Origin of the sequence: Pseudoalteromonas sp. T1lg65, from assembly GCF_051930985.1 — a bacterium.
GTDB lineage: Bacteria > Pseudomonadota > Gammaproteobacteria > Enterobacterales > Alteromonadaceae > Pseudoalteromonas.
Genome location: NZ_CP196837.1, coordinates 1,737,865 through 1,754,901 on the forward strand (window position 1 = coordinate 1,737,865; position 17,037 = coordinate 1,754,901).

A 17,037-nucleotide genomic window follows, 5' to 3' on the forward strand; every position below is an offset into this window, starting at 1 on the left:
GTTTTCTAAAGACACCAGTTACTCGTAGACATACTCTTTTGAACAGTTCTGATTTGATATGCGTGCCCCAAAATAGGCGAATACCGCACAAGGGGGTAAGCAGGTAAAAAGAACTTCTCAAAACGGTATACAGTAGCAGAATAATTATAAACATGACTTGTCGTGTCTAGGAGCGTTCCGTTTTGAAACAACAAAAACAACCGTCATTTATTGACGCGCTTATACCTATCCTTTTTCTAATCTCCCTTTTGGGTGCTGCAGTATACCTTTATGGAGATAGCTCTTCTTCAGGACCTAATCAAATCGCGTTGTTATTTGCAACTTTTGCAGCGGCATTGATTGGTCTTAAAAACGGTTATACTTGGAAAACCCTTGAAGAAGCGATGATTAAAGGCATTACTATTTCTTTGGGGGCCATTATTATTCTTCTTATGGTCGGTTCCTTGATTGGTACTTGGTTATTATCAGGCACAGTTCCAACACTTATCTATTACGGACTGCAAATCATCAGTCCAAGCTGGTTTTATGCGGCAAGCTGTTTGATTTGTGGCATTGTCGCAATGAGTATCGGTAGTTCCTGGACTACAGCTGCAACGATTGGTGTAGCGTTATTAGGAGTTGCTACTGGACTCGGTCTTGATCAGGTGGTTACCGCCGGTGCAGTTATCTCGGGTGCCTATTTTGGAGATAAGCTAAGTCCTTTGTCAGAAACCACAAACTTAGCGCCAGCCGTTGCGGGTAGTGATCTTTTTGAGCACATTCAACACATGCTTTGGACTACGGTGCCAAGCTTTGTTATCGCGCTTATCATTTTTATTTTTATGGGCTTTAATGCGGAAGTTAGTAGTGAAGCACAGCGTATTGAAGACATACTCTCAATTCTCAACACTCACTTTAATATAAATCTTGTTATGCTGGTCCCGTTAGTTGTGCTGCTCGTACTTGCCATTAAGAAAATGCCTGCCTTTCCAGCTATATCGATAGGTGCAGTTGTGGGTGCGGTTTGGGCTGTGTTGTTTCAAGGTGATTTGATTAGCAATCAAATAGATGCCAGCCAAGGTGAAGTTGTCGGTTGGACTAAACTGGTTTGGGCGACTTTTTTTGAAGGCTTTTCGATTCAAACTGGTGATAGCAAAATGGACGATTTGCTAAGTGGTGGCGGTATGGCTTCTATGTTAACCACGACTTGGCTAGTGATGACAGCCTTAATGTTTGGCGCCATTATGGAGAAAACAGGCCTTCTAGATGTATTCGTCAGAAGCATTTTAAAAGTTGCAAAAAGTACAGGGTCTTTAATTGCCTCTACGATTGCTACATGTATCGGAACTAATATTGTCGCAGCAGACCAATATATTGCCATTGTAGTTCCGGGTCGAATGTTTAAAGACGAATATGCAAAACGTGGATTAAAGAGTGTAAACCTGTCACGAACACTCGAGGATGGTGGAACAATAACCAGTCCATTAATCCCCTGGAATACCTGTGGCGCGTACATGCAAAGCGTGTTATTAATCAATCCATTTGATTACGCTATATATGCGTTCTTTAATCTTATTAATCCTGTGCTTGCAGTGATTTATGGTTACTTGGGTGTGAAGATTTTACGTATAAAACCCAAGAATATTGAATCTTAAAAGCCAAAGCATCGGCAAGTTACACGCCTTGCTATGATCAGCAGGGCGTTTTTTATTTAACAGGGCTACGCTGCTAAACCGAAAAAGGTTGAACTATACCAATTGGGTTAAATAAATGGACTGTTTTGAAGCGTTAAATAGCTTTAGTCGGACGGGAAAGTTTCGCTATTTAGTTGTTCTAAATCAGAAACTTTTAACGAAGCTAATAGAGTATTCTATCCTTCAAATTGGTTAGAGAAATAATATAATTGGTATTAAGCATAGCGCCACTAAGCTTCGCTTTATTGGTGTGAGGGAACAAAAATGTCAACAAAACCAAAAGCCAAATTGCTCAAAGACTATCAATCTCCTACGCATAGTATTGAAACTTTAGATCTAACCTTTGAGCTAAGTCCTAACAATACGCTGGTAACAGCAAAAAGTAGGGTGGTAGCCAATCGAACCACGGATACATTGTATCTAGATGGGGTCGATCTCGAGTTAGTTGCAATAACAGTTAATGATCAAAACTGGACTGACTATCACATTAAAGGTGATCAGTTAGTGCTTAAAGCATTGCCTGAACAATTCACTTTGCAGGTCGTCACTCGGATATCGCCACAAACAAACACCTCACTGGAGGGGTTGTATTTATCTGACGGCGCATATTGTACTCAATGTGAAGCAGAGGGCTTCAGGAAGATCACCTATTTTATGGATAGACCTGATGTCCTAACCAGTTATCGCGTAAAAATTATCGCTGACCAACAATATAAGTATCTTTTATCCAATGGTAACAAAGTGGATGAAGGCCAACTTGATGATGGAAGACACTTTGCTATTTGGCATGATCCCCATAAAAAACCGAGCTACTTGTTTGCCTTAGTGGCAGGGGATTTTGATGTCCTGAGAGACAAATATGAGACTCAATCAGGTAAGCAGGTTGATTTAGAGTTGTTTGTTGACAAAGGTAACCTTTATAAAGCCCCCCATGCTATGGAGTCGTTAAAAAAAGCCATGCAGTGGGATGAAGAGCGGTTTAACCTTGAATATGACCTAGACATCTACATGATAGTCGCTGTTGATTTCTTTAATATGGGAGCAATGGAGAACAAAGGGTTAAATATCTTCAACAGTTCATGTGTTTTAGCTAGTCAAGACACTGCAACGGATCGAGACTTCCATAATATAGAATCAATTGTCGGACATGAGTACTTTCATAACTGGACTGGAAACCGAGTAACCTGTAGAGATTGGTTTCAATTAAGCCTAAAAGAAGGCTTAACTGTATTCAGAGATCAGGAGTTCAGCAGTGATCTTGGTTCTAGAGGCCTCAATCGTATTGATGCTGTAATGATGATGAGAACACATCAGTTTGCAGAAGACGAAGGTCCAATGGCGCACCCGATTCGACCGCAGCAAGTAATAGAAATGAATAACTTCTATACAGTCACGGTATACAACAAAGGTGCAGAAGTTATACGTATGATGCACACCATTTTAGGTGAAGCCAATTTCCAAAAAGGCATGGCACTTTATTTCGAACGTCATGATGGTCAAGCTGTAACCTGCGATGACTTTGTCTCCGCGATGGCAGATGCTTCAGGTATTGATTTAAGCCAATTTAAGCTGTGGTATGAACAGTTTGGTACACCGAAAGTGACAGTATTGACTTATTTCGACAAACAAAATCAAACATTTACCATTGAAACAACGCAACACCATGCTAGTAACGATCCTATTTCGAAGCCGCTTCATATTCCGTTAAAATTAGAGCTTCTGGATGAGGCAGGTAACAGCCTTCCTTTGCAAACTGCCGACGGTGTAGTTGAGAGAGTTTTGGATATCACAGAGAGTAAACAAAGTGTCACGTTTACCAATATTACATCTGAACCAGTTCCGGTTTTGTTTGAAGACTTTTCGGCCCCAATCAAGTTGGAATATGACTACAGCATCAATTCGCTTTTACATATATTAAAGTATGCTCGTAGTGACTACGCCCGATGGGAAGCAATGCAGCAAGTATTTATGTCAGAAGTGAAGAAAGCAGTATTGCAAAAGGAACTTCAACCAGTCTTAGCACCTGCGGTTATTGAGTCGTTTAGGTTACTGTTGAAAGAGCTCAAAGGCGATCTGGCACTGCTTGCAGAGCTGATAACACTACCGAGCTTTGAGACACTAGCCAGTCAATTCGATTGTGTTGATGTCGACCGTATCGTAAACACAGTGCAAGTGTACGAACAGCAGATTGCTGAGAGCTTAAAAGAGGAGCTTTACGCAGCCTATACAACCCTTCCTGAAGCGCTTTCCTTAGAACCAGAGGACGTCGCGATTAGGGCGTTTAAGAGTCGCGCTATCTACTATTTAGTAATGACTGCGCCTGAAAAAATGACAAACGCACTACGTCAGGCTGCAGCTAGCGATAATATGACCACTAAATTGGGAGCTTTAAAAGCGGCGGTAGCTAATCAACATTCAGCATTAGATGAGTTAATGGCAAATTTTGAGTCGCAATGGCAACACGATCCTCTAGTGATGGACAAATGGTTTGCACTATGGGGGTCATTGAATAGTGATTTGGTCATTAACAAAGTTCATCAGCTATATACTCATTCAGCTTTTGATAAAAACAATCCTAACCGTGTGAGATCGCTAGTGGGTTCTTTTACTCGTCTTAATCCACAACAGTTTCATCGTGAAGACGGGGCAGGCTATGAGCTACTTGGCAGCTTGCTTATCGAATTAAATGGCACAAATCCGCAGCTCGCTTCTAGGCTAATCACACCATTTATGTCATGGAAAAGATACAGCCAAAATCGCCAGAAATTGATGACAGCTCAGTTGCAGAAGTTATTTGCACTACCTAATTTAAGTGATGACCTATTTGAAAAGGTAGAAAAAGCTCTACGGTAAATATGAAAGAATACTTTTTTTACATGGAGCTCACCCATGAGCAATGCTTGGGATATTATGATGGCAGTATTAAGCATATCCAAGTAGTAGAAGATGCAGGAAAGTCTATACGCTTTCCTGCATCGCATATTCGGCGCTTTATTACCGCAATCGGTATCAGAGGTCGTTTCCGGCTCATTCTCGATGCAGATAACCGTTTTATATCGTTAGAAAAAGTCATTTAACCCAGCATTATCGACAAAAGATATTTTATTTTTGTTAAATGGGTTTGTTATAAGCTTAAATTACGTGTTATAAATTATCTGGTTGGACGTCTTACCATGAGTAATATACGGCCCTAGAAGCGACAACACATTGATTTCAGCTCACTGTATTTGTAATTTTAGCGTTTCGCTTCTATCGTTTAGACAACAAAAAACAATAACTTGATTAGACAAGACCCGCCAAAAGGGGGAGAAATAATGATAAAAAGATCGCTCTTTGTGAAAAACAAAATTATGCTCGGTCTTAGTGCAGCAATGATGGGACTCACTGCTCAATCAGTAAGTGCAGCAAGTTTCGAGGTTGGGGATTTTGAAGTCACTTTTGATTCAACTTTTTCATACGGTCAGAGTATTCGTATTGAAGACCGTGATTTTAATATAATAGGTAAAAGTAACCACCCAATGTATGACTGGTCTGGCTATAAAGCATCGACTGGTAATACTGTATATAGTTCATCAGAAATCTGGTCTCAGCTCGGTGCATACTCAAATAATGGTGACGCCGGCAACTTGAATTTTGACGCTGGTGATACTTTCTCACAACTTTTAAAAGGCACCCATGACCTTGGTATCTCGAAAGAGAATTTTGGTCTTTTCACTCGTTTCATGTACTTCCATGACTTTGCGATGGAAGATGGTGATTTTGCATATCGAAATCCTGTGTCAGGCCAAAAGGCTGATCCTTGCGAGGATGATCAAACCAAAGAACAAGTTTGTTCTGACTTTAGATTACTTGACGCGTTTATCTGGGCTGACTTTGATTTGAATGAGGGTCGAAACCCTTTATCTATCCGACTTGGTCAACAGGTGATCAACTGGGGCGAAAGTACGCTAATTTCACACGGCATCAATGTTAACCCTGTAGATATTGACCGCTTAAAAGCACCGGGTTCAGAGGTCAAAGAAGCCTTCATTCCAGTTGGTATGCTTTGGGCTTCACTTGGCATCACAGATAATGTGAATATTGAAGCATTTTACCAGTATGATTGGCATGAAACGCGTTTACCAGCATCTGGTAGTTATTTTTCTACTAATGACTTCGCTTCTGAAAATGGTTACATGCAAAATATCCAATTAGGTTTCACATCGAATCCTGATATTGATCTTTACCATTTGACTGACGCGTTAAATAGCTTGTATACAGATTGGGGAACGACACTTGCCTCTCAGGGGTTAGACCCAACAGATCCAACTGTATTGGGTAGCGAAAGTGCAAGGCAGCTTCTGGCTTCAATGTATTTGCAATACCCAACTAAAGTCGCGCTTAAAGGCAAGGGCAATAAAGGCAAAACAGAGCCTGATGATGGTGGTCAGTATGGTATCCGTCTAGGGATCTTTGCTCCTGAGCTAAACGATACCGAGTTTGGTCTTTATTACATTAATTACCACAGCCGTCGTCCACTAATTTCTGGTAAAGCTTCGAACTTTACAGCGCAGTCTATCGCAGCAGATCTGGCTTATATTCAGAGCAACCCAATTACTGAAGATAACATCACTAATTTAGCTGCATTCACGCAAGGTCAAATCGCTTACCCAGAAGACATTAAACTCTATGGTTTAAGCTTTAATACAGCAATTGGTGAAACCGCTTTCTCTGGTGAATTTTCATTTAGACAAGATGAACCACTACAAATTGACGATGTAGAGCTTCTTTACGCCGGTATGGTTGAACAACTTGCACTAGCAGGGCGTCGCACAGATTTTGCGGGCTTTTCACAATTAAGTGAAGGGGACACCGTTGCCTATGTTGACCCTGGCGAAGTTGCACAGGGTTATATTCTGCGAGATACCATTCAGGCACAATTTACAGCAACGCATTTATTCGGTCCTTCATTAGGCGCCGATAGTTGGGCGGTTGTTGGAGAAGTTGGTGCAGTGACAATCAAAGATATGCCTGAATACGATGAGCTGAGATTGAATGTTGCGGGTACGGGCCGAAGTGGTGTTATTGAAGGCATCTCGGGTCGTGATTATGACCTTATTCATAGAGCTGTTTCTAATGGTCCTGAGACTAATCCATTCCCGACAGCTTCAGCTTGGGGATATCGTTTAATTGCGAAGGGTGAGTATAACAACGTATTTAGTGGTGTTAACTTCTCACCCAGAATTGTGTTTTCTCATGACGTTAATGGGATCACGCCAGATCCTATGTTCTTGTTCGTTGAAGATCGTAAGTCTGTCGGTATCAATCTGAATTTCAACTATCTCAACACGTGGTCATTTGATTTTGGCTACAATGCATTTTGGGGTGGTGGCGCGACAAATACCTTCTCGGATCGCGATTTCGTTTCTTTCAACATTAAGTATTCAATTTAAGGGCTTTCGGTATGTTTAGAAAACCTACATTAGTAGCAGCAACAATAATTACAATGCTGTCAGCTTCAAGTGCATTAGCTAAGATGAGTGCAGACGAAGTATCAAGATTAGGAAAAGACCTTACTCCGATTGGCGCAGAAAAGGCGGCTAATAAAGATGGTAGTATCCCAGAGTGGACGGGGGGAATTACAACCCCTCCAGCGGGCTATGAAGTTGGCATGCATCACCCAGATCCTTATGCTGATGACAAAGTGTTATTGACCATCGATAAGTCAAACTTAGACCAACACAAAGATTTGTTGAGTCCAGGGCAGATAGCGCTTTTTGAAACGTACCCAGATACATTTAAAATGCACATTTACCCAACTCGTCGCAGTGCTGCTTATCCAGACTTTGTTTATGATGCGACTAAAAAGTATGCGCTTACAGCAGAGCTAATCGAGGGTGGCAACGGAATTAAAAACACTGCTATTGGTATTCCATTCCCAATTCCTAAAAATGGTCTAGAAGCTATTTGGAACCATTTACTTCGTTTTAGAGGTTTGTCTATTTCTCGTAATGGTGGCCAGGCGATGCCAACTGAGTCAGGCGATTATAATATGATCGGTTTTGACGAACAGCTGTTGGTAAAATATTCTGACCCGTCAACAACACCTGAAGAGCTTCAAAAGTCTAACATTTTGTTTAAGTTCAAACAGGCTGTAACAGAACCCGCACGTTTGGCTGGGACGGCGTTACTGGTACATGAAACGATGGACCAAATTCTAACGCCTCGTCAAGCATGGACTTATAACACCGGTCAGCGTCGTGTTAGACGTGCACCTAACGTAGCATACGATGCACCGGGAACAGCATCTGATAGCCTTCGTACAACTGATGACTTTGACATGTTTAACGGCTCACCCAATCGTTATGATTGGAAGCTAGTTGGTAAAAAAGAAATGTACATTCCGTACAATAGTTACAAGCTTCACAGCGATTCGCTGAAGTATGACGATATTCTTAAGCCAGGACATATTAACCCTGAGCACGTGCGTTATGAAAAACATCGCGTTTGGGTAGTAGAAGCAAATCTTAAAGAAGGCACTCGCCACATCTATAAAAAGCGCGTGTTCTATATCGACGAAGATAGCTGGCAGATCCATGTGGCAGATCTTTATGATAATCGCGACCAAATGTATCGCGTAGCGATGGCACATGGCATCAACTATTATGAAGTACCGACTCACTGGAGTACGTTAGATGTTTATTATGATCTGAACTCTCGTCGTTATTTGGCGATTGGTTTAGATAATGAAGAAGACATGTATGACTTTAGCCAGTCGTTTAACGACAATGAGTTCACTCAAGGTGCACTGCGTCGTGAGGGACGTCGTTAATTCTCAATGTATATTCAGGCAAAGGTGCTTCGCACCTTTGCCTTTTTCCCACACCTCTCTCAATTTTCGAGTGTTTTCTCATGATTAAGAAGTTAGCAGCAGCCTCGATTCTCAGTATTTCGATATGCATGCCTTTACATGCTCAAACGACATCAAACTCGGCTTTGATGGTTAAAGAGCCACAACAAACACTATTCACCGACATTGTCGATAAAGGCGATGGTCTGGTGGCCGTCGGTAAACACGGAACTATCATCCACAAGCCGTATTCAGAATCAAATTGGACACAAGCCAGCGTTCCGGTGCAGTCATTGCTGACAGCGGTCACTTTTAAAACGGAATCACTGGGCTGGGCTTGTGGTCACGACGCAACCATTATAAAGACAGAAGACGGCGGTAAGAACTGGACTTTGCAGCAATACTTACCAGAATTGGAGCGTCCATGTCTCGATATCGAATTTGTTGACTCCCAAAAAGGCTACGCAATTGGTGCCTATGGGATGTTCTACGAAACCGAAGACGGCGGTAATACATGGCAAAAGCGTTTTATTAATGAGTTTTTGCATCCCGACGACGTCAGCTATTTGGAAGATCTTAAAAATGATGATCCCAAAGGCTACGAGATAGAGACCGCGTTTATTTTGCCGCATTTTAACCGTCTCCTCATAACCGAGCAAAAAATATGGCTAGTTGGCGAAATGGGGTTAGTAGCTGAAAGTACTGACGGTGGAAAAACTTGGCGCAAACTAGAGAAATTTTACGCCGGTTCATTCTTTGCAATAGCGCAACATAACAAAGGACAAACATTGATTGCGGGATTAAGAGGAAATGCTTTTATTGAACAATTAGACGCATTCATTCCACTAGAAACCAAAAAATCAGTGACCATAAATAGCATTGTCAGCAATGATGACATCAGTTATTTATTGGCTAATAGCGGTGTGATTTTTAAGGTTCAAAATAATAAAATTGGCGTCCAGCAGTTAAAAAATGGCCATGCCATTATGGCAGGTGTATTAAAGAACAATCGCCTCATTCTTGCCACTGAGAAAGGTATTGAAGAAATCGAGGTAACCAAGTAATGCAAGCATTCTTAAATCAACTCGTTTATATCGTTTTTAGGCATCGAGTATCGGTAACGGTCATATTCGCATTAGCCACATTATTTTTAGGTTTTAAAGCGACACAAATTCAACTTGATGCTTCGTTTAACAAAAATATTCCACTCAATCATGAGTACATGAAGGTGTACTTAAAACATGAAAAACAATTTGGTGGTGCGAATAGCATTCTTATCTCTGTTTGTGACAGAAACGGCGACATTTTTAATGAGGAGTTTTTTACCCAACTAAAAGCCGTCCATGATCAACTGTACTTTATTCCCGGTGTTAATCGTCCATTGGTGAACTCCATTTTTGCACCCAGTGCTCGATTTGTTGAAGTAGTTGAAGATGGATTTGCCGGTGGGCCGATAATACCAGCTAACTTTCAACCAGATGAACGTGGTTTAGAAGTCGTTAAACAAAATATTGAAAAGGCCAAAATTGTCGGTCGTATGGTGGCGAGCGACTACTCCTGTGCCATGGTCACCGCACAATTAATGGAGATTGATCCACAAACCCAAGAGAAGCTAGACACGCTGGCGTTTGCTAATAAGTTAGAAACGCAAGTTCGTGAACAACTCAGCACTGACAATGTTAGCATTCATATTATTGGCTTTGCGAAAATGGCAGGTGATATTGCTGATGGTGCTAAAGAAGTGGTGTTGTTTTTTGCTTTAGCTATTGCATTTACTTTCTTGATGGTCTGGATGTTCTGTAAGAGCTTTAAATTAACGCTATTGCCAATTGCCTGTTCAATTATCGCAGTAATTTGGCAAATGGGACTGTTGAGCACCCTGGGTTTTGGTCTAGATCCGATGTCTATTTTGGTACCCTTTCTTGTATTCGCGATAGGGGTGAGCCATGGCGTACAGATGATCAATGCAATCGGTAAAAAGGTTTCCTCAGGTGCATGTAGCAAAGTAGCGGCTGAAGCAAGCTTCAAAGCATTACTTATTCCTGGCGGTATCGCATTGTTGTCGGACACTGTGGGCTTTTTGACGCTACTGGCTATCGATATCGGCATTATTCGCGAACTGGCTATCACGGCGAGTTTAGGGGTTGCGGTGATTATCTTCACGAACTTGGTATTGCTGCCGGTACTTGCGTCATTCTTTGAAGCAACAAAAATGAAGCGTTTAGGCGATGGTAAAACTGCCTCTCATACTGTGTTTGAACAACTAAGAGAAGGGCTTGTTAAGACGACAGATAAAAAGGTGGCGAGAATTATATTGCTGGTCTCGGCGGTGCTTTTTGGCCTGGGTTTTTGGCATTCTCAGCAAATGAAGATCGGCGACTTACACGCAGGTGCCCCAGCGTTGCATGAAGACGCTCGATATAACCAAGATACCTTCTTGATAGCTGACAGATACGCCATTTCATCAGATATCCTTAAAGTGATTGTTGAAGCGTTTCCAGCCGCCTGTACAGATCACGATGTAATGGAGCGAATCAGTCGCTTCCAGTGGCGCATTGAGAACCTGCCTGGTGTGCAATCTGCTATTTCGCTGAGTTCAGTCGCGCAAGCCGTAAATGCAGGCTATAACGAAGGTAATTTAAAATGGCAAACGCTGCCGCGCAACAGTGCGTCGCTGGTACAAGCGACATCACGTGTTGAAACAAGTACTGGTCTGCTAAACGGTGATTGTTCGGTAATGCCTATTACGATATTCATGGAAGATCATAAGGCTGAATCAATTGATTTAGTGGTTTCCAAAATTAAGCAGTTTGCTCAGGAAGAGGGCACAGCTCAAGTTGCGTTTAAGTTGGCATCTGGTCCGATTGGTGTAATGGCTGCAACAAATGAATCGGTTTCTGAGGCGCAAGTGCCGATGATGATCTATGTTTATGGAGCTGTCATTCTACTTTGTTTAATTAGTTTCAGAAGTGTCAGAGCAACCGTTGCTGTTATTGTTCCGCTATATGTTGTATCAACTTTGGCGCAAGCCCTTATGGTTGAATTAGAGATTGGCCTAACGGTGTCAACATTACCTGTTATTGCCTTGGGTGTTGGCATTGGTGTGGATTACGGGATATATATTTTGTCATCCATGATGGGTCAGCTTAAACAAGGTACACCATTAAGCGTTGCATATCGGAATGCATTAGCTGAGCGCGGCAGTGCGGTATTGTTTACTGGTATTACTTTGGCGGTTGGAGTGAGCACTTGGATTTTCTCTGCATTAAAATTCCAAGTGGATATGGGGATACTTCTGACCTTTATGTTTTTGGTTAATATGCTGGGCGCTGTGTTGCTTTTACCAGCAATCGGAACGCTGATCTGGTCTGACCAGAAAAAATAATGTGAATAATTGTGCTCCTTTTTATTTGGTATTGGCGATTTATATCTATTTTTTGTGAATAGAACAGCAAACAGCTGAAAAGCTTGAAATGTTTTCGTCAAAAAGGCTGTTTATTAGCGTGAGAAAGGTTAGAATTTACCTGACTCCACGCTAATAAATGGCTGTACAAATAATCTACCGTTCAAAGGTGGTATAGATTAAGGAACACATAATGACACAAAATGAAGGCGCTGCTTCGGTTATCCTTGATAACGTCTGCAAGCTAATCCATAAAAAAGTTCATGCCGACAAAGTGTCACTTGTCGAAACGTTTGCCAAAACCTTGTACAGCAATATGTCTAAAGAGGACTTGGCAAATCGCACTGACAGTGACCTTTACGGTGCCGCATTAAGTCTTTGGAACGCACTGGACAAAAACAAGTCTGACGAAGCTGTTATTCGTGTTTTCAATCCAGAAGTTGCAAAAGACGGTTGGCAATCATCACATACGATTGTAGAAATCATTGCCAAAGATATGCCTTTCCTTGTTGACTCAGTAAGAATGGCGATGAATCGCCAGAATATAGTCTCTCACTTATTACTACATTCACCTCTGAAAATTCAGCGTAACGATAAAGGTAATATTGCAGCCATTTCAAATCTAAAGGCTGAACAAGAGTCTTGTTCGACTAAGACAGTGTTCTTTATTGAAATCGACAGACAAACAGATCAAAAAGAAATCGCTGCATTCACCGCTGAGCTAGAGTCGGTGCTTAAAGATGTCTCCTTAGCAGTCGAGGATTGGCTACCAATTCGTGACAAACTAATCAGCGTTAGTAAAGAGCTACCAAAACGTCACTATGACTGCACAAAAGAAGAAGTAGCAGAAGCGGTCGAATTTCTAGACTGGCTGGTTAGCGACAATTTCACTTTCATGGGTTACCGCCAATATGAGCTGTCACCAGTGCAGGGTGATTACCAAGTGAAGCCAGTTAAAGGTTCAAGCTTAGGTTTGATGAAAAACTCCGATGACGAACACGGTAGATTGTTGTCTGAGCTTCCAGAAGTCGCCAGAAAAGAAGCGCGTAGCGATAACTTACTAATTCTAACTAAAACCAATTCGTTATCGCGCGTCCATCGTCCAGCATACATTGATTATGTAGGTATTAAACGATTTGATGATAAGGGTAACGTGATTGGTGAAGATCGCTTTATCGGCTTATTCTCTTCTAGTTTTTATAACAACAGCGCGGCAGATGTTCCGGTTCTAAAAAGCAAAATTAATCGCATCATGGAACAAAGCGATTTTGCTCGAGGAACGCATGCTTACAAAGCGGTGCTGAACATTCTTGAAACTTACCCTCGTGATGAATTAGTTCAAGCTCGAGAGAGTGAGTTGTTAGAAGTGGCTATGGGCGTTCTACAAACACAAGAACGCGATATGTGTCGTTTGTTTGTTCGTAAAGATGTCTACGGAAGGTTCTTCTCTTGTATGGTCTATGTACCGAGAGAGCGTTACAACACAGCACTTCGCCGTGAAACTCAAACATTGCTGGCTCGTGCATTTAATTCCAGCGAGAAAGTCGAGTTCACTACCTTTTTCTCTGAATCAACGCTTGCGCGTACGCACTACATTGTGCGCGTTGATGACAACAACATAGACTATAACGTGAAAGACATCGAAAATAACCTCGTTGAAGCAGCCCGTACATGGGAAGACAAGCTTCAAACAGCATTGCTTGAAAAAAACGGTGAATCTCGTGGTAACGAATTAAACCGTAAATATGCTAACGCATTCCCAAGTGCCTACAAAGACCAAGTTTTACCGAGTGCGGCAGTTGTCGACATTGAAAAACTTGAAACATTGTCAGACGATAATAAACTTGAAATGCTTTTTTACCGCCCTCAAGAAGAGGCCGGCTCTCAGCTCGTTCGATTGAGTCTATTCCACAAAGACGAACCGATCCATCTTTCAGACGTTATGCCAATGCTAGAAAACTTTGGCCTGCGCGTCATAGGTGAAACGCCTTATGCGGTTAAAACCACAGATGGTCAGGTTAACTGGATTATGGATTTCTCGATGCTTATCGGCAGCAAGGAGATCTCAGACTTTGACAAAGTGTCTGCGCGTTTCCGTGCGGCATTAACCAACGTATGGAATAACCGTCTTGAAAACGACGGCTTCAACCGATTGGTTTTACTAGGTGGTCTAACTGGTAGAGAAGCATCAATCTTACGTGCGTATGCAAAATACATGCGTCAGATCGGTGTTACTTTCTCGCAATCTTACATTGAGAACACGTTTGACCGTTATCCGCACATTGCGGCAATGATTGTTGATTTATTCACCAAAAAGTTCTCGCCGAAGAAATCGACTGCAGAAAAGACGATTACTAAGCTTGTTGAAGCGATTCACCAAGAGCTTGAAAATGTTGCAAACTTGGATGATGACAGAATCATTCGCTTATACGTCGATATGATTAAAGCGACTCTACGTACCAACTTCTATCAAAAAGAAGAGGATGGAAGCAACAAGTCTTATACATCATTTAAGATGCAACCAAGTGCGGTGCCTGATATGCCACTGCCGTTGCCTGCGTTTGAAATTTTTGTTTACTCGCCTCGCGTTGAAGGTGTACACCTGCGTGGTGGTAAGGTTGCGCGTGGTGGTCTGCGTTGGTCTGACCGTCGTGAAGATTTCAGAACCGAAGTACTCGGCTTAGTAAAAGCACAGCAAGTTAAAAACACAGTAATCGTACCAGTAGGTTCTAAAGGTGGTTTCGTTTGTAAGCAATTGCCTGCTGATCGTGAAGGTTTCTTTAAAGAAGGCCAAGAATGCTACAAGATCTTCATTCGTGGCTTGCTTGATATCACAGATAATATTGTACACGGTGAGATTGTGCCGCCAATCGATGTGGTGCGTCATGATGAAGATGACCCATATCTAGTTGTAGCGGCAGACAAAGGAACCGCTACTTTCTCTGATATCGCAAATGGTATCGCGCAAGAATACAATTTCTGGTTGGGTGATGCGTTCGCATCTGGTGGTTCGATTGGTTATGACCACAAGAAGATGGGTATCACAGCAAAAGGTGGCTGGGAGTCGGTTAAGCGTCATTTCCGAGAAATGGACATTGACTGTCAGAGCACAGATTTTACCGCTGTAGGTATTGGTGATATGGGCGGTGACGTATTTGGTAACGGTATGCTGTTGTCAAAGCATATTCGTTTACAAGCTGCGTTCAACCATATGCATATCTTCATTGATCCAAACCCTGATGCAGCAAGCTCTTGGGTTGAGCGTGAACGTTTGTTTAACTTGCCTCGTTCATCTTGGGAAGATTACAACAAAGACCTGATTTCAGAAGGTGGCGGTATTTTCTCTCGCGCGGCGAAAGCGATTACCTTGACTGCTGAAATGAAAAAGATGCTAGGCACCAAAAAATCCAGCATGACGCCAAATGAGCTTATTAAAGCGATTCTGAAAATGCCGGTTGACCTATTATGGAACGGTGGTATTGGTACTTATATCAAGTCTAAGTCAGAAACCGATGCAGAAGTAGGGGATCGTGCAAACGATGCACTGCGTATTAACGGTGGTGAGTTAGGTGCAAAAATCTTCGGTGAAGGTGGTAACTTAGGTGCAACGCAATTGGGTCGTATCGAGTTTGCTTCACAAGGCGGTCGTATCAACACTGACTTTATTGATAATGTGGGTGGTGTTGCGTGTTCAGATAACGAAGTAAATATTAAGATTCTACTTAATGGCTTAGTTGCTGAAGGCGACCTAACCTTCAAACAGCGTAACGAGCTGCTTTATTCAATGACGGATGAAGTTTCAGAGTTAGTGCTTAAAGACTGTTACCGTCAAACGCATACTTTGTCTGTTACTAAGTCTAAAGGTCCAGACACGCTTAAAGAGAAAATTCGCTTTATCCATGCGTTAGAAAAAGAAGGCAAGCTAGACAGAACCATCGAGTTCTTGCCAACAGATGAAGAGCTAGCTGAACGCGCAGCTGCGGGTAAAGATCTTACTCGTCCAGAGCTTTCGGTACTCGTTTCGTATTCAAAAATGGTGTTAAAAGAAACTCTGGTTGTCGATGAGATTTCAGAAAACCCTTATTACCGTCAGTTGCTAGTACATTCGTTCCCGGTACCTTTGCGCGAACGATTTAATAAAGCAATGGATAACCACCCATTACGTAAAGAAATTATCGCAACAAAACTTGCGAATAATATCGTTAATGATATGGGTCTGAACTTCATGATCCGTATGCATGAAGAGACAGGTGCGTCAGACGCAGAGATTGCGATTTGTTACTCAATTGCTAGCGCCATTTTTGAAATGAAAGAAACGTGGTCGGCAATTGCAGCGCTTGATAACAAGATCCCATCAGCGGTACAAACAGAAATGTTGTATCAACTACGTCGAACTGTACGTAGAGCAACGCGCTGGTTCTTACGTCACCGCGATAAGTCCATGACAATTGAGCAAACCATCGCATTCTTTGCTCCAACATTCAAAGATTTAAGCGCGAATCTTCATAATTATATGGTATCGGATGAGAGCGAAGCGATTGTTGATAAAGCACGTGTTCTTGAAAAAGATGGTGTTCCAGCGGATATCGCACTAAGGATCGTGTCACTTTCTAGCTTGTTCTCAGTGATGGATCTAGCCGAAGTTGCGAAGAACTCAGGTCGTAAGATTGAGGTGGTTTCAAACACTTACTTCAAACTTGGGTCAAATATGGGTCTTCACTGGTTCCTTGACCAAATTACGGCGCAACCTGTGGCTAACCACTGGCAAGCTTTAGCTCGAGCATCTTACCGAGAAGAGTTAGATTGGCAACAGCGTTCATTGTCTGAAGTTGTTCTAAATAGCTTCGAAGGCGATGATAGCGACGTAAATAGCCAAATTGAGCAATGGATGGACAAGCAAGCGGGCTTATTGCATCGTTGGCAGCAAATGCTTTCTGAGTTTAAGACATCGCAAACTCATGATTTTGCTAAGTTCTCAGTAGCACTGCGCGAGCTTATGTTGTTGAGCCACAACTGCGATACTTCCAAATAATTTGTAAATCGTTAAAATACCCCGGTTTTTACTGGGGTATTTTTTTATCTGAGAGAATTTCATAAAAGTGTGATTGCTTAAAAGCTTGTCCATCGAACTT

8 protein-coding genes are annotated in these 17,037 nt (G+C 42.0%); all 8 read left to right on the top strand.

Annotation, left to right across the window (positions count from 1 at the left end; translation table 11 throughout):
• Positions 1-182 precede the first annotated feature (182 nt).
• On the top strand, positions 183-1,634 hold the full coding sequence (nhaC, locus tag ACSLBF_RS07495; RefSeq protein ID WP_440055982.1) for a Na+/H+ antiporter NhaC: 1,452 nt from the start codon (positions 183-185) through the stop codon (positions 1,632-1,634).
• A 303-nt stretch (positions 1,635-1,937) separates the two neighbouring features.
• Positions 1,938-4,526: an aminopeptidase N gene (gene pepN, locus ACSLBF_RS07500; RefSeq protein ID WP_440055983.1), complete on the top strand. Its 2,589-nt coding sequence runs from the start codon at positions 1,938-1,940 to the stop codon at positions 4,524-4,526.
• Between the two features lie 2 nt (positions 4,527-4,528).
• Entirely contained in the window at positions 4,529-4,750 is a 222-nt protein-coding gene (locus ACSLBF_RS07505; protein ID WP_440055984.1) for a DUF2835 domain-containing protein, read from the top strand.
• Positions 4,751-4,987: 237 nt separating this feature from the next.
• Positions 4,988-7,105 carry a DUF1302 domain-containing protein gene (locus ACSLBF_RS07510; protein WP_440055985.1) on the top strand — a complete coding sequence of 706 codons (2,118 nt, stop codon included), beginning with the start codon at positions 4,988-4,990 and terminating at the stop codon, positions 7,103-7,105.
• Positions 7,106-7,116: 11 nt separating this feature from the next.
• Complete coding sequence (locus ACSLBF_RS07515; RefSeq protein WP_440055986.1) at positions 7,117-8,484, top strand: DUF1329 domain-containing protein; 1,368 nt, start codon at positions 7,117-7,119, stop codon at positions 8,482-8,484.
• 83 nt (positions 8,485-8,567) lie between these two features.
• The gene (locus tag ACSLBF_RS07520) at positions 8,568-9,566 is read left to right on the top strand and encodes a WD40/YVTN/BNR-like repeat-containing protein (protein WP_440056205.1); all 999 of its coding nucleotides are present in this window, start codon (positions 8,568-8,570) and stop codon (positions 9,564-9,566) included.
• Entirely contained in the window at positions 9,566-11,887 is a 2,322-nt protein-coding gene (locus tag ACSLBF_RS07525) for an efflux RND transporter permease subunit (protein ID WP_440055987.1), read from the top strand. The genes ACSLBF_RS07520 and ACSLBF_RS07525 overlap by 1 nt, the downstream gene beginning before the upstream one ends.
• A gap of 211 nt (positions 11,888-12,098) precedes the next feature.
• Entirely contained in the window at positions 12,099-16,937 is a 4,839-nt protein-coding gene (locus tag ACSLBF_RS07530) for an NAD-glutamate dehydrogenase (RefSeq protein ID WP_440055988.1), read from the top strand.
• Positions 16,938-17,037: the final 100 nt, after the last annotated feature.

What these genes read in the sequence shown, in the direction of transcription:
- pepN (WP_440055983.1), top strand. Translation starts at nt 1,938, where the DNA reads ATGTCAACAAAACCAAAAGCCAAATTGCTCAAAGACTATCAATCTCCT.
- ACSLBF_RS07525 (WP_440055987.1), top strand. Translation starts at nt 9,566, where the DNA reads ATGCAAGCATTCTTAAATCAACTCGTTTATATCGTTTTTAGGCATCGA.
- ACSLBF_RS07505 (WP_440055984.1), top strand. Translation starts at nt 4,529, where the DNA reads ATGAAAGAATACTTTTTTTACATGGAGCTCACCCATGAGCAATGCTTG.
- ACSLBF_RS07530 (WP_440055988.1), top strand. Translation starts at nt 12,099, where the DNA reads ATGACACAAAATGAAGGCGCTGCTTCGGTTATCCTTGATAACGTCTGC.
- ACSLBF_RS07510 (WP_440055985.1), top strand. Translation starts at nt 4,988, where the DNA reads ATGATAAAAAGATCGCTCTTTGTGAAAAACAAAATTATGCTCGGTCTT.
- ACSLBF_RS07515 (WP_440055986.1), top strand. Translation starts at nt 7,117, where the DNA reads ATGTTTAGAAAACCTACATTAGTAGCAGCAACAATAATTACAATGCTG.